This window comes from Planctopirus sp. SH287, from assembly GCF_056500625.1.
On record NZ_CM151403.1, the window covers coordinates 860,001 to 886,147 of the forward strand.

At 54.3% G+C, this 26,147-nt stretch carries 10 protein-coding genes and 1 tRNA gene (1 of these 11 only partly in view); 9 read left to right on the forward strand and 2 right to left on the reverse strand.

Annotated elements, in window-relative coordinates:
* The 6 genes from SH287x_RS03190 to SH287x_RS03215 form a co-directional block, all read left to right on the forward strand.
* Nucleotides 1-3,887 carry the 3' portion of an outer membrane protein assembly factor BamB family protein gene (locus SH287x_RS03190; protein WP_479516995.1) on the forward strand. It extends 457 nt beyond the left edge of the window, so 3,887 of the gene's 4,344 nt are visible here — the last part of the coding sequence; the start codon falls outside the window, past its left edge; its stop codon occupies nucleotides 3,885-3,887.
* 148 nt (nucleotides 3,888-4,035) lie between these two features.
* Nucleotides 4,036-4,106: transfer RNA gene (locus SH287x_RS03195), tRNA-Gly, on the forward strand.
* A gap of 456 nt (nucleotides 4,107-4,562) precedes the next feature.
* Complete coding sequence (locus tag SH287x_RS03200) at nucleotides 4,563-12,650, forward strand: autotransporter-associated beta strand repeat-containing protein (RefSeq protein ID WP_479516996.1); 8,088 nt, start codon at nucleotides 4,563-4,565, stop codon at nucleotides 12,648-12,650.
* Nucleotides 12,651-13,347: 697 nt separating this feature from the next.
* On the forward strand, nucleotides 13,348-15,216 hold the full coding sequence (locus SH287x_RS03205) for an Hsp70 family protein (RefSeq protein WP_479516997.1): 1,869 nt from the start codon (nucleotides 13,348-13,350) through the stop codon (nucleotides 15,214-15,216).
* 79 nt (nucleotides 15,217-15,295) lie between these two features.
* Nucleotides 15,296-16,240, forward strand: coding sequence for a carbohydrate kinase family protein (locus SH287x_RS03210; RefSeq protein ID WP_479516998.1), 945 nt, complete (start codon nucleotides 15,296-15,298; stop codon nucleotides 16,238-16,240).
* Nucleotides 16,241-16,644: 404 nt separating this feature from the next.
* A complete protein-coding gene (locus tag SH287x_RS03215) occupies nucleotides 16,645-16,833 on the forward strand; it encodes a hypothetical protein (RefSeq protein ID WP_479516999.1) in 189 nt (62 codons plus the stop codon).
* A gap of 155 nt (nucleotides 16,834-16,988) precedes the next feature.
* On the opposite strand, the gene SH287x_RS03220 is transcribed toward SH287x_RS03215, so the two are convergent.
* Nucleotides 16,989-17,447: a VOC family protein gene (locus SH287x_RS03220; protein WP_479517000.1), complete on the reverse strand. Its 459-nt coding sequence runs from the start codon at nucleotides 17,445-17,447 to the stop codon at nucleotides 16,989-16,991.
* Between the two features lie 141 nt (nucleotides 17,448-17,588).
* On the opposite strand from SH287x_RS03220, the gene SH287x_RS03225 reads away from it, so the two are divergent.
* A complete protein-coding gene (locus tag SH287x_RS03225; protein ID WP_479517001.1) occupies nucleotides 17,589-19,298 on the forward strand; it encodes a hypothetical protein in 1,710 nt (569 codons plus the stop codon).
* Nucleotides 19,299-19,514: 216 nt separating this feature from the next.
* Here SH287x_RS03225 and SH287x_RS03230 read toward each other — a convergent pair whose 3' ends face one another.
* Nucleotides 19,515-20,360, reverse strand: coding sequence for a hypothetical protein (locus SH287x_RS03230; protein ID WP_479517002.1), 846 nt, complete (start codon nucleotides 20,358-20,360; stop codon nucleotides 19,515-19,517).
* Nucleotides 20,361-20,860: 500 nt separating this feature from the next.
* Between SH287x_RS03230 and SH287x_RS03235 the strand changes: the two genes are divergently transcribed.
* Together SH287x_RS03235 and SH287x_RS03240 are read left to right on the forward strand one after the other, a co-directional pair.
* Nucleotides 20,861-24,586, forward strand: a complete 3,726-nt coding sequence (locus tag SH287x_RS03235) for a mechanosensitive ion channel domain-containing protein (protein WP_479517003.1) — start codon at nucleotides 20,861-20,863, stop codon at nucleotides 24,584-24,586.
* A 686-nt stretch (nucleotides 24,587-25,272) separates the two neighbouring features.
* Nucleotides 25,273-26,145, forward strand: a complete 873-nt coding sequence (locus SH287x_RS03240) for a hypothetical protein (RefSeq protein WP_479517004.1) — start codon at nucleotides 25,273-25,275, stop codon at nucleotides 26,143-26,145.
* Nucleotides 26,146-26,147: the final 2 nt, after the last annotated feature.

Consider the following 26,147-nt stretch of genomic DNA (forward strand, 5'->3'; position numbering starts at 1 on the left):
GTGATTCGACCCAAGCGTTGGTGGAGTCGCGGCGGCCTGATCTGATTGGTTCTAAAGCAGTCAATCAGTTATTGACCTGGGAAGAGAGAGACAACCAATTTCTGGACGGGCGGGGTCAATCAGTTAATGACTGGCTGGGTGCCCGTGGCTCCAAGTCGCGGGTCAGATCGCAAAAAGGAAGTCTGCCGGCCCAGCGATTGGCCTGGTCTTTCCTGCTGACTGAGAGATCCAATCATGAATTATTGCCACTCTATTTAGAGCGGTGGCAAGCTCAGCAGCGGGATGCCGACCGATTGCCAAGTGGCGCACTTCATGGGGTTGTTGTCGGTGACCAGATTCTCATTCGCGACTATCAAGGTGTGATTTCTGTTGGATTTGACGGAAAGCAACGATGGGCCTGGTCGAGTGAATCGAGCCTGGAAACGTTACTGAACGAACTCACAAAACAAAGAATGATCTCGAAGCAGGGGATCGGAAACATTTCTTCCGTGCTTGATCCTCAAGAGTATGTCGGCGGAAACACCGTGCAGGGTGTGATGTCGTCTGACCGTCGGCGTTTGTTTTTGATTGATGATCTTTCGTTTGTGATTCCTCGACGCATGGCGAGTCCTCAGTTTCGCCAATTTGGTGAGGCTCAACCTGTTGGTGTGGCTTCAAATCGATTGGTCGCTCTCGACCTTTGGGCCGAAAGTCATCAGAAGCGGATTGCCTGGTCGGTTGGTGGGGCTAAGGGGCAGGTTGCGCCAAATCGAGAACACACTTCAGAAGCGGGTGCTCCGAATGATTTTATCGGGCATTTTTTTCTTGGCCCTCCTGTGGTGACACCGACTGAGACGTTGGTGCTTTCTGAGTTTGACCGGCAGATTATTCTTTCCAGTATCCATCCGGGGACGGGCGCCTTGATCTGGAAACAGCCGATGGCTTTCAGCGATCGGTTAATTTCTGAAGAGCGTGATCGTTTTTTTCAGGCTTGCTTGCCGGCAGTGGATCAGGGGATTGCCGTTTGCCCGACACGAACGGGATTGCTCGTGGCTTTTGATCTGGCCACGCATCGTTTCCTGTGGTTGGCCTCTGAGGCCGATGGAACAACGGCAGGGATGGGAATTCCGGATCGATTTTCGACGGCAACGCCTCCTCGCCGTGGCGCTCGGGGGATGTTGGATGGCCCAATGATTGTTGAGAACCGCGTGATTTTCATGCCGGATTCTTCCGAGAAACTTCGCTGCCTGGAGTTGGAAACAGGCCAGGTTCTCTGGGCTGCTCCCCGGTTGGATGGTGAATACATCGGAGCGGTCAAAGATCAGGTTGTGATTGTTGTTGGACGTCAGCAGACGCGTGGCTTGCAGCTTGGTGATGGTCAGCAACTTTGGAAAGTGAATACGGGGTTGCCGTGTGGGACTGGCCTTCAGCTCGGGTCTGAGTTTGTCCTTCCTTTAGATGACAGCCGCTTCCTGACCATTGAGACAGCTACTGGGGCTTCGCGTGCCCATGCCTTGTCTGGTGATCTGAATGGTTTGGGGAATCTTCTCCCCGCTGGTGACTTGTTGGTCTCGATCGGAGTTTCCGAAGTTGCTGCGTTTCCTCAGTCTCTGGCTCGATTGACGGCACTGGATCAATTGGAAGCCAAGGGGGAGGCGACGGCGGAATCTTCATTGGAACGGGCGGAACTGGAAACGGTTTTAGGTCGGTCGGATCGCGTCGAGGCGGCTGTCAAAGCGGCTATTCAGGGAGATTTATCACCCGCGAGTCGGGAACGGGCGAAGCGAATGCTGCGAGCGGCTCTCAGCACTCAGCTTTACGAAAAAAAACGGCCTGTGCGTGAATTACTCCAGCAACTGCGATCATTGGCTCTCAGTGACGCAGATCGTTTGCATGATGCGGTCTGGTTATCGTGGGTCTGCGCTCAGGAGCAGGACGAAGCGGGCGTGGCGTTGAGTTTCGATGCTTTGATGCAGATTCCCGAGGGAGTGCTGACATCGGCCCCGGATGACCCCATGCTTCAGGTCTCGGCGACTTCGTGGTGCCAGCGGCTCCGGGGAATTTTAGCTCCGGGGAATTTAACGCAAGGGAAATTAATTCCAGGAAATGTGAATGCACCAGAGGGGCATGGTTTGGCGGCGATCTGGGGGAGCGCACTGGAGCGCTGGTTGCCGGCTGCTGAGCGTGTGGATTCGACGGAATTAGCCAGTCGCTGGCTGAAACTGGCAAAAGATTCCCCTGATCGAACCCGTGTCGTCTTCGCTTTATGTGAGCGATTAAAGTCTTTGGGGCAGTTGCATGCGGCTGAATGCTTACTGAGAGAAGAGTTACAGTTAAGCGATCAGTCGGAGGTTCGTCAGGCTTTGGCCAGCTTGTATCAGATGGCCGGGTATCCGGGGAGTTCTCGTGCGGTTCTGAAAGAACCAGCGTTGGTGCCTCTCGCAAACAAACACGAGAGTCAGCGTCTTGAGCGACCTGTATATCGTTTGGATATTTCGATGGAGCGGAACGCCGGTTTAGGGAACCAGCGGATCGATTGGAATTCTCTCGCAGGGTCAAAGGCTGAACCTGCTCTGATTGTTGAGAAGAGTCCTTATCTCGAACATCGGCGGCGATTCTTTCCTCCGCTTGGGTTTCCGGCAGATGCTCTGGTGGTGGGCAATGATCAGATCCCGCAGTTAATGCTATTTGATAAGTCGACGGGGGCTAATGTCCGGTCGATTGCTCTGGATGGTCGTTACAACACGCCTCCGGCGGGGAGTCAGGCATTTCAGGGGCATAGCATTACCGTGGCTCGGCAAGGGGAGGTTTCGCTCCATTCGTTACTGGAAAACGGGGAAGAGGGGGTTGTGTGGAATTGCCGCCTGGCGGATCGAAAGGGGCAAACGATTGTGCCCAATCATGGGCCAGCCGGGCCTGGTTTTCTTGTGATTCAAAGCCAGCAGAGATTATCTCTGATTGATGCTGCGACGGGAGCCGTCCTTTGGAAGCGGGACGATCTGGAACCGTTGAGCGGATTACAGGTGGATCAGGGAACCGGGATTTTTGGCGATGAAACGGCATTGGTTGTTCGTGGGCCGGATCGTCTTCAATACACGCTGCTGGAGACGGCGACGGGGCGTAAGATCGGGAACGGGCGGATTGACCAGGAATTACGGCAGGCCACGTATGTCTTCGGTCGGAAGTTGTTTGCAACGGTCAAAGATCATCAGTTGGAACCTCGCTCAACGATGCGGATGAAGTTGTGGGATCCGGTGGGGTCTCGTGTTTTAATTGACGAACCGGCAGGAGAACGGGCCTTTGTTCATCGTATCAATGAGCATGAAATCGCTTTGCTGAATTCTGATCGGGAGATCAAAATCTACGATGTGCGCGGGCCCTGGTTAAAGGCGAAACTCACATTGAGTGCCGAGGAACTGGAGGGGGCCAGTTATCTCAGAGCCTTTGCCGATGAGGATCGTTATTACATCAATCTGCTGAGAAATATGCAGGTGGTTACGGTTCAGCATTTCAATGCGGCTGTCAATGAAGGGTTTATTCCCACGGTGCATGTCCGCGATGACTTAATCGCGATTGATAAACGGTCAGGGGAGTGTTTGTGGGGACGATCGACGCCGAATCGTTCGATCTTGCAGTCCCCGGAAATCCCTTCTGACTTGTTGGTGCTGATGAGTCGGGTACGAGATCGTGATGACGGAAATCTGCATTGGCTGCTGGTGGAAGTTCTTGATGCCCATACCGGGGTCACGCTGGCGACCCGCGACGGCATTGAAATCGACCGGATGATCAGTGTGGATCACAGTGCGGAAAAAGGTCTGATTACGCTGATGGGGGTTCAAAATGCCATCCAGATTCGATACCAGAAGGTTGAGAATCCGTCGGCGGTTTCGAGCTGGACGTCGCGTTAGAGATGGTGGATGGTGCGCGGCGGTCTGCCTGTGGTGTTGTCCCGGTGGTGTAGACTCGGTTGAGTTGTCTGGGTGGAGTCGGTGTCTGGAACAGTTGGGCCGCATACTTGACCATCACTGCGGTGGGCGGTTAGTCTTCCGTGATCTTGCGGGTGTAGTTCAATGGTAGAATGAAAGCTTCCCAAGCTTTAGGTGAGGGTTCGATTCCCTTCACCCGCTTTTTCCTGAGAGATTGCCAGTTACCTGGTGATCCCGTTGCCCGGTCATGCTGTTGACTGGAAATCCCGTTGCCGGCCCATTTGTGGGTTTCTGTCGCGACTGGTTGTGTGCTCGCGGTTCCCTGTATTTGGGGGCTTACCAAAAATCAACGTCGCGTTGAGAGATGGTTCAAGCAGGCTTGCTCAGAGCTGCAAGAGAGCCTCAAGTCTGGCACTTTGCTGCAATTTTTGCTTTGCACTTTGGGAGGAACGGTTGCTGTCTCGTGCTGAGAGAGCGGTGCAGGTTGGTCGGAGAAATGGCGTAATCGATACATTAGTTAAAACATGTCACATAGCCACTGTTTGCAGTGCAAAAATCTTAAGGTCGTCATATCCCGAGACGATCTAGCAGAGCCGCAAGGATGCGGGCTTGAGCAGAGGCGGAAAAAACTGCCGTTGAATCACAGGGAGGTGCAGATTGGCAACGTCATCATGTCGTCGCGCGGAACAGGGTACGAACTCGACTTCAGCGCAAGCCGCTTCGACGGCAGCCAATGTGACCAGGCGATCACGCCGGCCTGGTGTGATTCCTCCTGTGCCCCGTAAGAAGCGCTGGCGGCACTGGCTCTATGCGGCGACGCTGCTGGTGGCGGGGAGTGCGGGGAGTGCTCAGGCCGACACCTTCACGGTGACGAACAACAACGACAGCGGTGCCGGGTCGTTGCGGCAGGCCATCTTGGACGCCGAAGCCACAGGCGGGGCCGATGTGATTAACATTGCCAACAATCTGGGCACCATCACGCTGACCACCGGCGGATTGTTCATCAGTGATTCCGTCACCATTAACGGTGGTGTCGGGAATTCCGTCAGTGGCAACGACACTTATCGCCCGTTCTTTGTGAACGCGGGAACCGTCACTATCAGCAACCTGACCATCCACAATGGGTTGGCCAAAGGGGGAGATGGTGGGGACGGCTCCCACAGTTCTGGTGGGGGCGGAATGGGGGCCGGGGGAGCGGTCTTCGCACGATCCGGGGCCAATGTCACGCTCGACACCGTGACACTCGTTAGCAACCGCGCCGTTGGAGGCAATGGAGGAACTGCCAACGCTCAACTATACATCACTGGCGGCGGTGGCGGCGGTCTGGGAGGAAACGGCGGATCAGGAGATGGTTCTGGAACGGGTGCTGGCGGGGGCGGTGGGGCATTTACCGGACAAAATGGTGGAAATGGAACAGCCACAGTCGGAGGGACTGGGGGCGGCCCAAACGGTGGAACCGCAGGTGATAGTAGTGGCACAGAGGAAGGTGGAGCGGGAGGAGAATTCAGCGGGGGCGGTGGTGGAGCGGGAAGTGGTGGAGCGGGAGACAATGGCAATGGAGGTGCTGGTGGGTTCGGCGGTGGTGGTGGAGGGGGCGGTGCTCAATCTCCCGAGGCCCCTGGTGGAAATGGTGGCTTTGGCGGAGGTGGTGGCGGCGGACCCACCCTCGGTGGCGCAGATCCGGGAATTGGCGGTTTCGGTGGTGGGGGGAGCGGAGGCTATGTAGGTACCGATGCCGTTGGGGGATATGGGGGAGGAACTGGGAGCGGGAGTAACTATCAGGCGGGCGGCGGTGCGGGTTTTGGTGGGGCCATCTTTGCGATGGATGGAGCGACCATCACCGTTCGCAACTCGGGGATTTCGGGCGGCCAGGTCGAAGGCGGGACTGGTGCTCAAAACGGCATGGCTGCCGGTTCGGCCATTTTCCTGCAAAATACAGGTGTCACGTTTGATGTGACCAGCCCCAATGAAGTGACCGTCAGCGATATTATCGCTGATGCCACAGGGAACAGCGAACCGGGAAGTGTTATCAAGAATGGCGACGGAAAGCTGATACTCTCCGGGATCAACACTTACACCGGCGATACGACCCTCAACGCGGGAATCCTGGAACTCTCGGGTTATTCTGCCAGCATTGGCACTGGCTCGCTGATCGCCAATGGGGGATCCCTCGAAGTCGACCGCAACACCGGTTCTGGCCTGGGGAACGATATTACCCTGCAACAGAATCTGACCATCAATCAAGTTCAGGATTATAACCTCGCTCTGAATGGCGATATCAGTGAATCGGGAGGTTCATTTGGCCTGACCACCACAGGTGCCGGGACGGTGCTCCTCTTCGGGAACAATACCTTCACCGGTGATGTCAGCATTCAGAACAAGGCCTTGTACGTCTATTCGAACACGGCCCTCGTTCAGGGAAACAATGTTGACATCGCTGCCGGCTCGGAACTGGTAACAGCCGGTACGAACGCCGTGATCGGAGAACTGACGGGAGATGGCCGGGTCTATCTCATCGGAGGCTCGGTCACAGCCGGGAATGCCAATGATTTTACTTATGATGGATCCCTTGAGGGCCCCGGTAACTTCATCAAAGACGGCGCCGGCACGATGACCCTCGGCAAGGATGGGGTCGTCTTCCAGAATAGCGGATCGGTCACCATCAGTGACGGGGCGATCTCCGGTAAGACTGCTCAATTCGACAACCACAACATCGTCAATAATGCCGAACTGATTTTTGAGCAGGCGACAGATGGTAGCTATAGCGGAGTGATTTCCGGCGACGGCGATGTCATCAAGAATGACAATGGGAAACTGACCATCACCGGGGCCAACACCTACAGCGGCGATACGACCCTCAACGCGGGAATCCTGGAACTCTCCGGGGGATCGGCCACGATTGGAACGGGGACGCTGATTGCCAATGGGGGCGTTCTGCATGTCAATAAGAGCGGTGACTTCAACCTGAACAACGACATCACCTTGCAACAGGATCTGACACTCAACCAGGTTCAGGATGGCAACTTTAACCTCCATGGGGACATCGGTGAGTCAGGGGGATCATTCGGATTGACCACCACAGGTGTCGGGACGGTGCTCCTCTTCGGGAACAATACCTTCACCGGTGATGTCAGCATTCAGAACAAGGCCTTGTACGTCTATTCGAACACGGCCCTCGTTCAGGGAAACAATGTTGACATCGCTGCCGGCTCGGATCTGGTGACGCCCGGTACGAACGCCGTGATCGGAGAACTGACGGGAGCTGGCCGGATCTATTTCCTGGGAGGTTCGGTCACAGCGGGGAACGGCAACGACTTCACCTATGATGGAAACTTCGACGGCGGTGGTTATTTCATTAAAGACGGCACTGGAACGATGACGCTCGGAGCCACGGGTGCGGTCTTTGGATCTAACGTCGATGTGGCCATCGCCGGTGGTGCGATCTCCGGTAACTCGGCTCAATTCGGCAATAATTATATCGATAATAATGCGACGCTGATCATCAACCAGGTCACTGACGACACGTTAAATGCAAGGATTTATGGAACTGGCGACACGATTAAGGAAGGAGCCGGGACGCTAACCGTCGGGTCAAGTTCAGCCACACTTGCACAGGGTGGTGACATTTATCTTAACGAGGGGACATTGGCTCTGAGTGGCTGGGCGGCGGGGCTTGGTGAGGGAGACCTGATTGCCGGTGGTGGGACGCTTCGGCTCAATGGAGATAATGCCAGCCAATCCATCACGAGTAGCAACGTCATTCTAAACGAAGACTTAACCATTCAGCATGTCGGCGGAACAGTCGGCGGGAGTAATGGTTATTTGATCGGCGATCTTTCGGGATCAGGAAAACTGACGTATGAAAAGGCCGGCGGTGAGAATGGAATTGCACTCTGGCTGGTAGGGGACAACAGCAGCTTTACCGGTGATGTGGAAATCAAAGATGGCTGGCTGATTGCTAATAGCACGAACGCCTTAAATCAGCAGAACAATGTTTCGATCGAGAATGGTGCCGCGCTGGCTGCCTATACGAATCGGCAAGTGGTCATTGGCGACCTGACAGGAGAAGGCTCCGTTACCTTCTACGATGGCAGCCAGATCACGGTCGGTTCCGACAACGACGTGATTTTTGATGGTCGATTCTTTCAGGCGAGCGGTGCTGGAAACTTCATTAAAACAGGCTCAGGCAGCTTGACACTGACCGGCAACAATTCCTTGGGTGGCCATGTACTGCTTCATGGCGGATCGACACTGATTAGCGAAGGGAGCCTGATTGGTTCCGCCGCCGCCTTCTCTAACAAAGACATGACCAACAACGCGACGGTGGTCTTCGACCAGACCGACGATGACACGTATAGCGGTGTGATTTCCGGTTCCGGGGATGTGGTCAAAGAGGGGGATGGCGTTCTCACCATTACCGGCAACAACACCTACACCGGTGACACTCTGCTCAATGCCGGAACTTTGGAACTTTCGGGTTCATCGGCCCGGATTGGAACTGGAGATCTGATTGCCGGTGGCGGGACACTCAGGTTCGCCGATGATGTCGGTGGCCAGTCTCTCTCTAACGATGTTGTTCTCAATTCCGACCTCACGATCCAGCAGGTGGGGGCGGCGCTTGGAGGAAATAATGTTTTTTTGTACGGCGATCTTTCCGGATCGGGGAAGCTGACCTTTGAAAAGCCAGATGGTGACAGCGGCGTCGCATTCTGGATTTACGGTGACAACAGTAGTTTCACCGGTGATGTGGAGATCAAGGATGGCTCGGTCATTGCCAGCAGTGCGAATGCCCTCAATCAGCAGAATAATGTCAGTATCGCCGATCAAGCATCTCTCGTAGTATGGATGGATCAACAGGTCATCGTTGGTGATCTGACGGGCGAAGGTGATGTTTCCCTCGGCAGTGGTAGCCAGATCACGGTGGGAACCTCGAATGATGTCGTCTTCGATGGACGCTTCACGGGTTCGGGGGACTTCATCAAATCCGGTTCAGGGAGCCTGACACTTACTGGAAGCAATGTCTGGGGTGGCCACGCGCTGGTTCATACGGGGACGACCACCATCAGCGACGGCAGCCTGATTGGCTCCGCCGCCGCCTTCTATAACCAGAACATGACCAACAACGCCACGGTGGTGTTCGATCAAGAGACCGAAGGCACTTATAGTGGAGTCATGAGTGGTTCCGGGGAACTCGTCAAAGAAGGGGCTGGCCGGTTGATCCTTGAAGGTGCCAATACCTATCTGGGAGGCACAACGGTTACGGAAGGTGTGCTGGAAGGAACCACCAACAGCCTTCAGGGAGATATCCTCAACAACGCCGAAGTCGATTTCAACCAAGTCATTGGCGGCAACTATGCCGGGGTGATGTCGGGGACGGGTGAACTGACCAAGAGTGGTGTCGGCACGTTAGCAGTGTCGAACGCCAACACCTACTCCGGCGATACGAATCTCAATGAAGGAATTCTGGCCCTGAATACCGGGGGATCACTCGGAACCGGGACGATCCAGGCCAACGGCGGCACGCTCCAGTTTAATGACTCCAATCAGGCGCTGGCCAACAATATCAATTTGGCCGAAGACTTAACGGTCAATCAGGTTCAGAACAGCAACTCAACTTTGAGTGGTGATCTTTCGGGGAGCGGCAAGCTGACTGCCACCGGCCTTGGGGCCTTGTGGCTCAGTGGAGACAACAGCGAATTCACTGGTGATGTCGATATCCAGAATATGATGCTGATTCTGACCAACGACAATTCCCTGAGTCAGGGGAACAATGTCCATATTGCCGATGGGTCGCAATTGGCCACCTACGGCACCAGCCATGCGATCATTGGCGATCTGACCGGTTTGGGAGATATCAATCTGAACCATGGCGGCAAGGTGACAGCCGGGACATCCAACGATGTCACTTTTGATGGCCAGATTACAGGCACCGGCACGTTCGTCAAGGCGGGTTCGGGCAGTCTGACACTGACGGCTGATGAGGCGTTGAATCACACTGGGGCGACTCAGGTTGATGCCGGTACGTTGATCGGCACCGCCGCTGTATTCAACGACCACGACATTACGAACAATGCGGCGGTGGCTTTCGATCAGGAGGTCGATGGCACCTATGCAGGGATCATGAGCGGTACCGGTAGCCTGACGAAAGACGGTGCGGGGGTGCTGACCCTTGATGCTGCAAACACCTACTCCGGCGGGACAACCATCAACGAGGGAACTTTGCGGCTGGGAAGCAACGGTTCGTTGGCTTCGACCACCAGCCTCAGTCTGTCGCCGGACACCGTCTTCGATGTGAATGGGAAAACGCAGGAGATTGCCTCACTTTCAGGCGTTGGTAGTGTGCTGCTGGGTGATGGGCAACTCACGTCAAACACGTCGGACGACACCACCTATAGCGGTGTTATCAGCGGGACAGGTTCGCTCGTCAAAACAGGTACCGGGGCGTTGACTCTTAGCGGCACCAATACTTACTCCGGCGGAACCGAGATCAACGGTGGCCGCATCAATGTGACATCCGATGATAATCTGGGAGATACCGCAGGCGTTCTGAGCATGAATGGCGGAACACTGGGGACAACGACACCGATGATCACCCTGGAGCGGGATGTGTTCCTGGATACCGCCGGCGGTACCTTCGATATCGCAGGAGGAATGCTCACTCTGTCAGGGACGATTTCCGGAAGTGGTGGCCTGACGCAAAGTGGATTTGGTGCTCTCGTTCTCAGTGGAACCAACACCTATTCTGGGGGGACTAATGTCAATGGTGGCTTCCTGGGAATTAGCAGTGATTCAAATCTGGGCGATGCTTCCGGGAACCTCAACCTGGATCAGGGAACATTGTTCACAGTTGCCAGCATCACTTCCGCACGGACGATCAACATCACCAATGGTGGTGCCATTGATACCGATGGGTACGACTCGACGTTCTCTGGCCCGATCACAGGTTCGGGGATGTTTGAGAAGTTGGGTGAAGGCCGCTTGAACCTCACCGGCACCAGCACGTTCAGCGGAGATACGACCGTTACGGGTGGTAATCTGGCCATCAACGGCACCTGGAATAGCGATATCCTGATTGATGGCGGCACACTTTCGGGAGCGGGGACGATCTACGCCTCCGTGTTCAATAACTCTGTGGTCGCTCCGGGCAATTCGATTGGCACGCTCACGATCAATGATAACTATACTCAGGAAGCTGGTGGCCGGTTAGATATTGAGATTGCTCCGGGTGCGGAAAACACCGACGTGCTGAATGTGGTCGGTGTCGCTAGTCTGGGCGGTGAACTCAATGTCACCGGGCAGGGGCTGACCGGTTTCACCGTTGGTGATCGTTATACCTTCCTCTATGGTTCAGGCGGTGTAAATAATGAATTTGATACGGTGACCGATGACCTGGCGTTTCTGTCACTTCAGCTGGATTATACCGATCCGAATGCCGTTTCATTTCTCCTGGCAAATGATGCACCGTTTGTCACTGCGGCCAGAACCCCCAACGAATTCCATGTGGCAACGGCACTTGACAATGCCGCTTCGGGGGCCACGGGTGATTTCGCAACTCTGATTAATGATCTGACATTGCTCACAAATTCTGAAGCACAGGCCGCTTTCAATAATCTGAGCGGCGAGATCTATGCCAGTAATTCATCCGTCTCGATCGAGCAGGCTCAGTCATTGCTGAGAAACATGGCCGAGCGGCTTCGGCAGAATGCGGGAAGTGACGGTTCTCTGATTGCCGTCCGTCTGCAGACGCCCGATCAGGCGTTTCAGATGGTCTCGACCGGTGACTTTAATCATCAGCAGGATGACATCATCCGTCTGGCTCACCGTCAGACAGCGGGTGACCAGGCATCGAGCCAGGTCATGGCGCAATCGGTGGCGCAGTTCCTGCAACCGGTCTCGCATGCCCAGACCTGGGATGGCTGGATTGAAGGTTATGGGCAGTCAGGCCGGATTAGTTCTAATGGCAATGCCAGCGGTATTGGTTATAGCTTTGGTGCCACGAACTTTGGTATCGGTTACTATCTCGATGAAGTGACGACCGTGGGTGTGCTGGGGGGCTATGCGAACAGCACGGTACGCGGTGGTGGCTCTGGCATGGATCGCAGCGAAGTCGAAACGGGTCAGGTCGGTCTCTATGGCCGAACCAGCTTCGATCATAACTACTTACTGGGCGTGATTAACTACGGCAACCAGAGTTACGATACGAACCGGGTCGTGGATGTCGGTGGCACGATCAATACCGCAGAGGGCAGCTATAATGCCAATCAGTTGGGTGTGCTGCTGGAAGCCGGGCAGAATCGTTCGTTAGGGAATTTTGTTGTCCAGCCTCTGGTGGGATTGCAGTATATCAACCTGTGGACAGACAGTTTTGCAGAAAACGCCACGGGTGGTGTCGGGCTGAATGTCGACGGGCAGTCGGATAACTCACTACGAGGTTCGGTTGGTGGTCGGTTGCTGCGGCCAATGACTCTGCGAGGCGGCCGCACGTTCGTGCCAGAAATGCAGGCCCGCTATATGTATGAATTCCTCGATAGCAGCCAGGGGATTAGTGCAACATTTGCCGGGGCGCCTCCCGGAGCACCGTTTGCCATTGAAGGTGTGAGCGCTGGTCACAGCTTTATTGTCTTCGGAGCGGGTGGGTCTCTAGTGCTGAGCGATCGCTTAAGCCTCTATGGCCACTACATCGGTCAGGCCTCGGATCAACTGACTTCGCATACAGGGACGGGAGGGTTCCAGTTAAGCTGGTAATTCTTCCATCTCAGCAGTCCCCTCACGGGGCTTGGGCCTATCGGCCGGAATGTGGGCTAAAGATCCGCGGCCCCCTCACGGGGCTTGGGGCTATCGGTCGGGATGTGGGCTAAAGGTTCGCGGCCCCGTTGTGGCCGCTTTCCTTAATGCCTCTTGCGGGGTTTGGGTGGCGTATGGGGTTTACGCCTTCAGGGTGGTGGTACATAAGTCGGCGGGGTGAGTTGGTGCATTGCGCTGTCGCTTCATGCACCCTACTTGAATGTAAATGCTGTCAGTCGAAATTCTGATTGGTGGCCTTTGTGCGATTCGTGATTGTTGTGTGTTGTATTGTTAGCCACGGATCGTACAGATCAGAAAGAAGTCGCTGGTGGGTTGCGCAAAGCCTTAACCCACCCTACTGCTGCTGCTGCTGCCTGTCGTTTCATACCCCCCTACGTAACAGGAGGATTGCTCACCATTCAGCAATACTCCGGATTTGCCATTCTGGTATGAGAATTTCCCGGAAGCTGGTCACAAGGCTGTGGATTTTCGGTAAACTGGGGTTCGTAGAGTCTCCCAATGGTTTGGCGTGTTAAGCAATCGGTTACGAGAGTTGCAATGAACCGGATCTGCGGACAGGCTCTAACAACCCGTCAGGGTAGGGGAGCCTTGCCATGAGTCATGCCGTACCTCACTTCTTTCATATGAAATGAATCGTATGCCTCGTCATCAAGCAGTTGGCATCGATCTCGGCACCACCTACTCGACGATTGCCTATCTCAACGAGCATGGCGAACCGGTGACTGTTCCCAACCGGGAAGGAGAGATGACCACCCCTTCGGTGGTGCTCTTTGAAGGAAACCACCCCATCGTTGGCACGGAAGCATTGAGAAACTCGATTCGATCGCCTCAGCGCGTGATTTCAGCAGCCAAGCGCTTCATGGGTGATCCTTCAAAAACCTGGGATATCGGCGGGCGGCTCTACACCCCGCTGGATATTTCGACCATCATTTTGCAGTCACTTCTTGCCCAGGCTCGTGAGAAACTGGGTGACATCGACCAGGCGGTGATCACCGTTCCCGCGCAGTTCACCGATGCGTCCCGTGCGCAGACCGTCGAGGCCGGTCTGAGAGCGGGACTCAAGCATGTTGATATTATCAATGAACCCGTCGCAGCCGCTCTGTGCCATGTTATCGGCAATGAAGGGGTCTGGTTCACAGAGCTGGCGGAAGACCAGACCATTCTTGTGGTGGATCTTGGTGGTGGGACTTACGACCTGTCTCTGGTCTCGTATCGCAAAAATGAAGTCCGCGTGATCGCGTCATCGGGGGATCTGAACCTGGGGGGCCTGGATTTTAATCAGGTCTTAATGACCGCGATCGCCAAGCAGTTCCAGAAAGAATTTGGCCTCGATCCCCGCAATGACCGTGAGAGCTTGCAGGCCTTGGCGCTTGAGGTGGAACAGACCAAACGCAGCCTCTCGATCCGTCCCAAAGCCGCTTTGAATATCAGTCATAAGGGATACCATAAAACCTATCTTGTCGAGCAGGCTCAATTTGAAAAGCTTGCGACGTCGCTGTTAAGTCGTGTCGAAGCCATTACGCAAGGCCTTCTCCGCGACCACCGCCTTGGCTGGGCCAATGTCGATGTGGTTCTCACCACTGGGGGGGCCTCCCGCATGCCCATGATTCAGCAGTTGCTGAAAAAAATGGCTGGCTGGAAAACCCTGAACTCATCCCTTTCTCCCGACTTGTCAATTGCCCATGGAGCCACCTATTTTGCGGGCATGCTGATGTCTGACCATCAATTTGCCCAATCAGTGCTCAATTCTGACGCCATTTCCAAACTGACCAAATTCAAACAGACCGATGTGAATTCCCGATCTCTCGGAATTCTGGTTCGCAACGAACAGACAGGCGTGCGCGAACCTAACTGGTTGATCCCAGCGAATACTCCTCTGCCAGCGAACTGCCGTCAGACCTATGGCACAGTGATCACCAATCAATCCAAAGTGACATTGCGACTGGTTGAAAGCGGCAACGCAGGAGACGACCGCCCGGTTCCTGTCGGTGAATGCGAGATTAAACCTCTTCCCGCTGGATTACCTGAGGGATCAGAAATTGATGTCACCCTGGAATATGGCACCGACGCACGCGTGAAAGTCACAGCCACTGTGCGAAAGACCGGACGAACGGCACGAACTGAAATTGTGCGGCCAGAAAACATCACCCGCACCTCTCTCCCTGGAGACCGTGCGGCAGCGACTGACTCAGCCGGAAGTGATCTTCATGCAATGGATGAAATCCGCCCAACGTCTCGTCCGCCGGCTCCTGCAACGCGCCCTTCCAGATCAGATCTCTCACGAGGTCCGAAACCGGCAGGCTCCCCGGCGGCAACTGCGGGAAAATCGTCTCAGGAGAGTGACGATGATGAAGAAATCATACTTCTGGAAGAGGCTGAGCTGGAAGAACCAGAAGTCCCACGGGTTCGCGCCAGATCCGTCACTCCTCCGAACAAACTGACTGACCCAAACGCCACGATTGATGACGATGAGTTCTGGAAGATCATCGGGAATGACACGAAATAACCCTGCCAGGTATCATGGAAGCTGACTTCAATCGCATGAAGTCTCTCGAACATCACAATCTCTGGAACATGGACATCTCATGGAGTCGGATTCGTTTGCGACGCCAGTCACTCCTGTTGAAGTCATCGGCTCTGGCCTGGTGGTTGTCGACCATCGAATGATTGTTCCTGACTTTCCCGCTGAAAATACGAAAGTCAACTCGCAGGTTCTTCCTCGCCAGATGGGCGGGCCTGTTCCCGCTGGCCTGACAATGCTTTCTCGTCTGGGGCGATCCTGCAGTTTTATTGGAAGTTGGGGCGCAGATGAAGAAGGCCGCTTTATCAGGGAAAGTCTGGACTCTGAAAAAATTGATTACCGATGGTCCATTGAGAGTTCCGACCGGGACACGGGTGTCGCTCATGTCTGGATTAATGAACGCACGGCTTCACGAACGATTGCCAGCCATCGTCCTCGCGTCTCTTTAAGTTCTGAGGATCTCAAACCAGCGATGTTTCAAGGGGCGCGCTGCCTCTATCTCGATGGCTGGCCCGTCGAAACCGCAGTGACGGCTGCCCGGCTTGCACGAAAGGCAGGCTTGCGAGTCTTTCTCGATGCAGGAAGTTATCGCCCGGGATTGGAAACGCTACTTCCTTACGTTGATGCGGTTAATGCATCACAACGAATGATACGAGATTATTTTCGCACTGATTCTCTCAGTGAAGGGGCCGCACGTATTCAATCGCTTGGGCCACGCTGGGTTATTACAACACTGGGGGAACGAGGCGCGATCCTGCATACACGCAGCCATCAGATTGAACAGCCTGGGTTCCGCGTGGTCGCCCGAGACACCACTGGGGCGGGCGACACCTTTTGCGGCGCCTTTATCCATGGGTGGCTCGACAACTGGGCTGCCGATTACACCCTGAAATTTGCCTGTGCTGCAGCGGCACTCAAAATCAGTCAACCCGGCAACCGAGACGCTTTCCCGACTCTGGCATCAATCTTGCGCCAAGCCGGGCCGATTCCTCTGGATGAAGAAGATTAAGCCGCGGGCGATCTCTCAACCGTTATTGAAGACTCCCGCGACTCACGGGGAAGTTCACGGCTTCTCATGGTTCACATTCTTCCGGAATGCACTATTTACCAGCACGGCTGTGCACAAACGGCTGGCGTTCGCGCTTCTCATTTTCCGGACGAACGGCAGCCTGCCTGATTTTTCCTCATGAATTCGTCCAAACAATGAATCAAATCGCGACAAAGCGAGTGATGTGCTGCTTTGAGTTACAATTTTCCGCTTTTTTCGCCTCTTGGGCACGCAGATTGTTAATTGTGGAGAGGTCGGGTTGACGACAGTCGAAGAGTATGTGAAAATTTAATGAACGAACAATAAATAATCGACGAACGGCACGATGCCGCCCGCCGAATCCGTCTTTGTGGAGGAGGGGCAAGATGCTCTCAAAACCCTGGCTGATTTGGAGTGTTCCCGCCTTAGTGTGGGGGATTTTCATGTGTTGGGCCGCCGGCTATCAGGCAGGCTTCCGTGAAGGGCAAGACGAAGCGTGGAATTCCGCGCGGAGCGCGCTGATGCCGGTCGCGGCTAACTCCCATCGGCAGGAACCAGCCATCATCCTCAAGTAGAATTCCCTGTTTTCGTAGAGACAGACGCCATTTCCACCCAACGGAAAGCACTTTAATTAGTAGCCTCCGCTCAGGGCGGGGCGTAACTGGCGGGGAACGATTGACAGATTTGCCACAATCCCAAGCGTGGAAATCGTCGGCGATACAAAGTTCGATTACGGAGTGATTGGTGCGGGGGGAATGTCGGCTATGTTGGGTGACTCCACCCATTGAGGATTCCAGACCACTTCCCACAGGTGGCCGTCAGGATCTTGAAAATAACCAGAATAGCCTCCCCAGAACGTCTCATGGGCAGGTTTCACGATGGTGGCGCCAGCGGCCTCAGCCGCAGACATCGCAGCGTCAACCTCATCTCGTGAGGCGACGTTATGTCCTAACGTCATCTCAGTAAAGCTCATCGCACCCACCGGGAGACCTGTATCGTGACTGATGCTGGCTCGTGGCCATAACGCGAGTTGTAGCCCTGGCTGGAGCGGAATGAACGCCACCGCCCCATGCTCAAACTCCTGGCCGATAATTCCCCCCGAGGAAAAACCCAGCCCCTCCCGATAAAACCGCAACGATTCCTCAAGATCATTGACACCCAGTGTAATGACAGTGACTCGCGGCTTCATGGCTTGCACCTTTTCAACGGATTAATGGCTCGACGCAATGACGAGAGTCCAAATTTACAGCGAAATTGACTCATGCGGGCCACATTCTGAAGAACCTCTCCCATTCGTGCAATCGGCTTACCTCGTGTCTACACTGAGAGAATGCCACCTCGCTCGACAAAATCTGATCGTGCTGCACCGACTCCACTCAAAGAGGGAGCGACGGCATTTCCATACCCTCTGCTCGCCTGGATGGCAGGTGGGGTCATTCTGGTTTATCTCTACCTCTGGCAGACCCGTTGGCCACTGGGAATCCCTCAGGAGTGGACCTGGTGGCGTATGCCGTGGGATGGGCCAGGACAGTTCATTAATCTCTTTCTGACCACGGTCTTCGCTGCGGCCTATCTGGGCTATGTCTTCTGGCTGGCCCCTCGTGTGGATGCTCTTCCAACAGCGTTAAGACGCTTGTCTCTCATGGGGTTGGTCATTGTTTCCACGATCTGGATGCTCTCTGTCCTTGAGCTGGCACCCACCGCAGGGAGTACAGCCAAAGCCCCCTTTGTGTTGTTTTACCCCGCGTCGTCAGGCTACTTCACGATTGCCCGACATGAAGCACCACAAGCAGCCCCATTTCTGAAAACCTATGAATCACGAGTTGCCCAAGGGGATGTCCTGCATGTCGGCACACATCCCCCTGGTCTGTTTCTTGTTTTTCATGGAATTGCGGCTCTCGTTGATGGTTCACCCCTCATCAAAGGCATGGCACTGAACACTCTGCCGCCGATGTTCAATGAAGCCTGCGAGATTCTCATGCAGAACACCGCAGCCGATGCCCATCCACTGACAGACAATGATCGCGCCATCCTCTGGCTGGCAACTCTGTTCAGCCTGACGATGGCCGGTCTGACCACATTGCCGATTTATGGGCTTGTCTCACAGTTCTGTGCTTATCGAATCGCCTGGCTGACGGCGGCACTCTGGCCATTGGTGCCAGCCGCCATCATCTTTCTGCCAAAATCAGACGCCGCCTTCCCTGTGTTATCGATGACCATTCTGGCTTGCGCGGCCAGCAGATATCGCGTGAATCAGCCATGGGGCATTGGAACCAGCTTGGCAGCCGGTGGCTTCGCAGCCATGTGCATGCTGTTCACGCTGGCATTTGCTCCTATTTTTCTGATGGTCGGCCTTTATCTGCTCTGGAATCTGATCGTTAAACGACAGTCAACGCCCGCCGCTCCAAGATCATCCTTATTGCCAGATGTCATTTCCCTTCTGGCGATTGGTATCGGATTTATTGCTCTGGTGCAGCTCTTTCACTATTTCACGGAAGCTAACCTCTGGAAGATCTGGTGGTATAACTTTCACAATCATGGCCGCTTTTACGAAGTCTCGCCGCGGTCTTACTGGGGTTGGTTTCTGCTGGCTCCCGTGGAACTGCTGATCGCCATCGGCTGGCCGGTATTCTTAAGGGCGGCTCAAGTGTATGGCTATGCTGGACAGGCCTTATTCAAACGTAATCAACTTCAACAGGCTGAACATTCCTCTGACGGATATCGATTAACGATCTGCTGCCTGTTTGTCTGGGGAATTCTCTGGCTTTCAGGAAAGAACAGCGGAGAAACCGCACGCCTCTGGCTGTTCCTGATGCCTATTTTGCTATGGTCGCCAGCGCTCCTTCTGGCTCCGCTCTTATCCCTATTGCATCCCTCGAAAACAGAAAACGCAGAGACAGCTCCCACCTCACAAGCCTGGATCATGTTTCCGGAAGGTTTATCCACCAGGATTTTTTTTATCGCCCAGACCATCACCTGCATCATGACAGTCTGGCGGGTTTCAGGCTTTGACTTTGGTGGCGGAATTCTGAAGAACTAACGAGTGCCGTGTCACGGCTTTGTCTTGAGGTTTCGTGCGTAGTAACGTCCTCCGATGTCGGACTTTACAACCTATTGAACCCCACTTTTTAAGCTTTGACAGAGCACGAGAGCATTATTAAGGTTTAATACTCGTGGCTCGCCTGTTGTTCCGTTCGACAACCGAGGACGTTGCGATGCCCACCCTCATTGAGCGTGTGGCCTGACTGGCAAAAACTTATCGGCGGATGGGCATGTTGTCGTCCGTCCAATTGACGGACGTGGGGCCGAGTTCTGCTGAGCGACGCAGATTTTGTTCATCGCTGTTTTGCGGAATCTGGCTGCTTTCCGGGACATGCGAAGTCGTTTGTCCGTTGTAATCCGGGCGACGGGTTTCCTGTGATTCAGAGAACGACGCTGGCCGTCCTGCACTTCCCGCTTTGGAGGATGCCAGGCTGCCTGCCTGGGAGAAATGATGTGTGGTGGAAAGGGCGACTCCGTCAGCGTTCGTGTAATTGGCTTCAATCAGTACCGTGTCGGCGCGAAGTGGTTCTGACGATCGAAGCGTGATCTGGTAACCACTGCCAAGGAAACCTTGATACCAATGCCGGGTGAGTTGGGGGCCTTCCGCATACCAGCGTGTCACAACGGCCTGAGTTTGAATGTCACGCGCCACGATTTCCAACTGACCATCCAGTGTGGTCGGGCTTCCGGAAGCGTCTCGTGGGGTCACAAATGCCGTAATAGTTTCGGGGCCAGCCGATTGATCGTCATCCTGAAGGGCGGTCAGGCGCGTATGAAACTCAATCGTTTTTGCAAGGCTGGTCTTCGCCCCCGATCCAGCCGCCATGGTGTTTCCAGCGGATTGTGATTGTACCTGAGCCAATTTCTCATTAACCGCACGCAGTTCGTCTTTCGCTGCGATCAGATCAGATTCCAGTCGCAGCATTTGCGTGTTGGAGTGGCGCAGGCGGGCCGAATAGAGTTCCGATTGATTGCGACCAACGGCGCAGCCACCCAGCGCAACACACGTTGAGAGTGTTGCTAAAGTTCCGGACAGCATCCATCGTCTGGCCGTTTGCACAACCACCCATCCTTGGGATCAAAACCGGCTTGGGAAAAACGGAGTTCACTTGCCAAAGTCACCCATGCTGCGATGAGTGAACCAGACTCAGCGGAATTCGCTGGCGGAAAAATAGTTCAAACCTCCCGATTCAGGCAACGTCAGTTCTGTGCATCTCTCGACCTGACCTGGAATCTGGGGAATTGTTCGTCCCCAGTGAAAGAGAATTGCCAGCCTGTGAAGACGTTCTAAGTTTCATGATTTCAGAGGATTACGGAACATCAAGATTGAACATGATCTTCTGAGCGACAAGAAAAACTCCGTAGAAATGTCAAGGGCTTTGCCACAGACTGGCTCTTAAAGGTTGACTCCCGAGCGCCCATCAGGGATACCCGATGGCGAACATTGAGATTGCCGGGAACGTTAAACTTATTTTGAAGTCCCGGAATCAGCCCGCTGGGTGTCAAGAGCACGGCGTGCCCGCATCACTCTTGTCGCCAAGGATTGGTTGAAAGAGAAGTATGAACACGGATGGGTTTGTTATCAGCCGCAAGGCCACTTTGGCGACATTGCGGGCTTCATCTGCCATGGCTTGGTCTGTCGTTTGTTTCGCGCTGATTGCGGGAATGTTCTGGCCCGGGATTTCGACCGCATATGGCCAATCAGCAGGGACACGGCCAACAGCCGAAGTGACGCCCCCGCCTGCCTCATTACCAGCGGGAACATCCTCGACTTCAGGAAATGTGACCACCACAAATTCTGAAGATCAGCTCACTCCTGCCTTTATTGAGCGACTCGCTAAACAGGCCGCCGAACTTACCGATCTGGATGCCCCTGTCAAGAAATCGATCGCCGACTTTTATGAGCAGACCTTAGCTTCTTTGAAGCAGGCTGATCTTCGGATGGCTCGGCAGAAAGAATTTGACCGATTGCTGGGATCGGCCGATGCACTTCTCAAGGAATCTCAGACGAAGCTGGCGGGGCTTCCTAAAGAAGCGGCTCCGATTTCCCTCACGAATGCCGATGTGGAATCCCTCAATAGTGAACTTGCGACCCGCAAATCACGCGTAGAACATCCAGAAAATGGACTGACACGACGGCTGGCCGATCTCAACGCAGAAGCTGCCAAACGCTCGTTACGATTAAAAGAAATCCCCAATCTTCTCATCACGGCCACGGCTCGACTCGAAGAACTCACGAAGCAACAGGAAGCCACAGCTCCAGAAGGGGAATCACCAGTATTAACCCAGGCACGCCGGCTCTCTTTGTATGCCCAGCGGTTGGCAACGCTCCGGGAAATCGGGGCTTTGAAACAGGAGCAAGCCTGGTACGACCTTCCGGCCAGTGGCGCGCTGGCACGTGAACAACGCGACCTGGCATCGCGCGAACTGACGCTGGCTCAACAGGAAATTGAGCAGCTTCAATCCGCTCTGTCAAAACGACGTCAGGCCGAAGCTGAGATGCGCGTCAAGCAGGCGCAGCGTGAAGCCGCCCTCGCTCATCCCATTCTCAAGCCATTGGCTGAAAGCAACGAAAAACTGGCTCAGCAAGACAAGCAACTGGCTGAGCAGATGCAAAAGACCAGCCAGAACCTGGCTGACATTCGCCAGCAGGCCGATCGTTTGAAGACCGACTTCAAACGAATGCAGGATGTGGTGAAAGATGTGGGGTTAACTGAGTCCATCGGTTTAATGCTCCGTAAAAAACGGTCGACACTTCCGAATCTGGGCGACATTTCAGAGCGACTGGCCGCTGAAGCAAACCGCATTCAAGAGATGCAACTCAAGCTCTTTGAGTTGGATGAGATGCTGACGGCGCTCCGTGATCCAGAGAAATCGTTGAATCAGGCGCTAGCGGATCTTCCCAAAGACGCCAACGAGCTTCCTCGAGAAATTCTGGAAGCTCAGGCAGAGATCCTGCTCAAACAAAAACGTGACCTGCTGACCAGTTTGGAACGCAGTTACAATACGGCGTTTGAAAATCAGCGTTCTCTGGATAACGCCCGCAGAGACCTGATTAAGCAAGTGGAAGACTTCCGCAACTACATTGACGAACGTGTCCTCTGGATTCGTTCCAGCGGGCCGATGACTCTGGAGACCTTGAGTCAAAGCCAGATCGCTATTCAATGGCTGAGCCGGGCTGATCTCTGGCAACCCTCGCTGAATCTGTTGCTGACGGATTTTCGCCAGAACCTTCCCTTGTATCTGCTCGCAGCAACAGGCTTACTGCCACTGCTATGCCTGCGTCGCAGAATGATCCATGAGGTGAAAACACTGGGCGAGCAAGCGGCCCTCCCTTCATGCCGATCTTACACGCCCACTGCACGTACACTGACCTGGACAGCTCTCCTCGCGCTGGGATGGCCTGTCTTATTGGGCTTTATTGCCTGGCGGCTGAAAGAGTCATCAGTCATTGCCACCAGCAGTGCACAGATCGCTCGCGCTCTCACCGTTGCCACTGTCTTTCTGGCAACGCTGGAAGTGTTGCGGATGGTCACCTTAAAAAAAGGTTTGGCCTCCAAACACTTTGGATGGTCAGAGATGGTGGTTCGCCGGCTTCATCGGGGATTGACCCTGATCTTCATTTGCGGAACCCCGCTGGTCTTTATGGTTTCGCTTCTCAGTGTCCTGCAACAAGCGGCCACAAACGATGAAAGATTCCTTGAGGCTTTAAGCCGGCCTCTTTTCATCATTCTGCTGTTAATGATCTCCAGTGTGGCCTGGCGCTCTCTCTTTCATCAGGCCGAAGGAACGCATCTGCTCACGGGGGAACCGCTCACGAATCCCCTTGTGCTCAGGCTGCAAACCGTCTGTAAATACTTCGCATTCACGATTCCGCTCCTGTTAGCAATCCTTGTGGCCATGGGATATGTCTACACAGCCGGACAATTGGCCTTGCGCATTCACTGGACGTTCTGGCTGATTATTGGCCTCATTCTGGTTCATGCCATTGTGATGCGATGGGTTACGGTTGAACGGCGAAAAATCGCTCTGGAACAAGTCAAGCAGATGCGGCAGGCCGCCGAAGAAAGCGTGCGGCAAACTCCCGGAAATTTGGCTTCCAGCCTGCAAAATCTGCTTTTTTCGCAGTTCAAAGTCGACCTGTCGACCATTGTTCAACAGGTGCGATCCCTTCTACAGACATCGCTCACCATTGTGGGTTTATGCGGTGTCTGGTTCATCTGGGCCGATATTGTCCCCGCTTTGGGCATTCTGGATCGCATGGAACTCTGGGAGACCGCAGCCCCAGCTTCGCAAACATCCAGCCCAGCTGGCGGAACATCGCTGGTTCCCGGGATCGAGTCGCCTTCCCAGGAAACTGGTAGCAGCTCACCAACTCGCATGGTGACCGCACGTGATCTCGCGCTGGGAATTATTATCTTTGCCATTGCTTTGCTGGCTGGACAAAACATTCCTGGCTTGATGGAGGTGGTGCTCTTACGGCGGCTGTCGAGTGATCGCGGGCTTCATTTAACGGTGATTACTCTGGTCAGATATCTGATCTTTTCTCTGGGAGTGATTCTTGCCTTTGGAAGCATTGGCATCAGTTGGTCGAATGTGCAATGGCTCGTGGCGGCTGCCAGTCTTGGTTTGGGCTTTGGCCTGCAGGAGATCTTTGCCAACTTCGTGTCGGGGATCATTATTCTTCTCGAACGCCCCATCCGAGAAGGGGACATTGTCACTGTGGGAGATGTTTCTGGCACGGTTTCCAAGATCCGTTTTCGCGCCACGACAATTACCGATTGGGATCGTAAAGAACTGCTGGTGCCTAATAAGGAGTTTATTACCAGCCGGGTGTTGAACTGGACACTGTCCGACAAGGTCAACCGGTTGTCACTCAAGGTTGCCGTCAGCTATGGGTCAGATCCCTACAAAGTGCAGGAGATCCTGATGAAGTGCGTGACAAGTCAGCCTCATGTCATGCAAAATCCGGCACCCATGATCGTCTTCGATGAGTTTGGAACAAACGGACTCAACTTCACCATCCGCCTTTTCCTGCCTGACCTGGAGAACCGCATGGGTGTCCTGCATCAACTCCATATTGCGATTCATCGGGAACTGTTTGCCGCTGGGATTCGGCTTTCATTCCCGCAGATGGATTTGCATGTGCGATCCATGCCGGAGGAGTACAGGATTGTTCCCACGCAGGAGGAGGTGTCAGAAGACAAGAAGGCACCAGAAGCCTCTCCTCAAACCCCGCCGCCTCCTTCGACTTCAGGTCTGGCTCTCGACGAACCTAATAGCTAACGAGTGCCGTGTCACGGCTTAATCTTGGGGTTGATGTCGCCGCAACGTCCTTCGTTGTCGGACTTGTCGACCTGTTCAACCCTACTTTTAAGCATTTGACAATGCACGAGGTGGATCATACGGATTGCAGGATTTCAGTACGCTCTCTGTGCCATGCTCAGGATTGATTACTCTTCGTGCCACGCCCACGGCCCTGAATGAGTATGCCGAACTTGTGTTTGATGTTGATCCTGAATGTTGACAGAGCCTGCCTGCTCAGAGCCGCTGTCTTTTATACATAAATTTCTCATTCCCTTGAGCAAGTGGCACGGCATTGACACCATCAAGGGGTGATGACCAGATCAACCCACGGGAGTTCCGGCCTGGGGGAAAAACCTGCCCATCGGAATGACTCCTTTGCGTTCTTCGCGCCTTTGCGGTGAGTCAAAGAGTTTTTACCGCGAAGAAAAGAAGAGCGCGAAGAAATTCGGAAGAGATCGAGTGCCGTGTCACGGCTTTGTTTTCGGGTTGATGTCGCCGCAACGTCCTCCGTTGTCGGACTTAACAACAGAAGAACCCCGAATTTTATGCTTTGACAATGCACTAATATCGTTACAACGGGAAAAATTGGCAGAGTCAGTGGACGAGACTCTCTTCGTGACGCAAAAGAATGACTCTGCTTCCCACTTACTGAGGCAAATTGAAGCATGCACTCTGGAGAAGAGATCATGCTGATCAATGCCCACAAGTCCCGCTTCCTCTGGTTTGTCCTCCCACCGATGAAATATCTGGCGATTTTCCTGACGATTGGAACCATGGCGGCATGGGGATGCGATGCCTCGCCTCCCGTCCCTGCGGAAATTATTCGTCCCGATCAAGCGCTTTCACCGGAGATGTGGACAACCTTTGAACGCATCGTGAACTCGCTTCCCGGCGATCGACTTCCCGCTTTCGCTCCGCTCTTTACCATGCCACCCGGTTGGAAAAAGCAACGGACTATTGCCGTCAGCGAGCTTTTGGCGGAAGAACAGGCTTTGCAGAAAAAAAACTGGAACTCTGTTGAGTTGGGAAGCCAATGGAATCGTTCAACGTCACTTCAACGTTCATTGCGAATTGAACAGGTCACATCGGAGCAGTTTGCCGCCTGGGTTCAGGCCATTTCGTTAGCCACCATGAGAACCTCCTCACAGCAGCGACACCTTTCTGAAAATCTCCGAAAAGAGTCGCTATTGAAGGTGCGCGATCTCGAGCATGATCATCGGATGTTTTCCACGCTGACCGAAGAAGAGCGTTACCGCATTCTCCGGGAGGCGCGGGCGCTAGCACGTGTTGATCGAATCGTCTGGCTGAATAAAGTTCCCGAGGAAAATCTCAAACTGGTGCAGCAGCATCAGGAGTGGTTGAAAAAAATCCTGCCAGCGCATGCCTGGAGCGACCCCATGACCGAAGTTCTCGATCGCGAGACAGCACTCGGTGTCCCTTTTGGCGAAGATGCGTTGTCTAGTGACGCCACGCTCCGATTCAATGCTGATGAACACAACATTCTCTATAATCGATTCGTCGTCCCTCAACGTCGATAGAT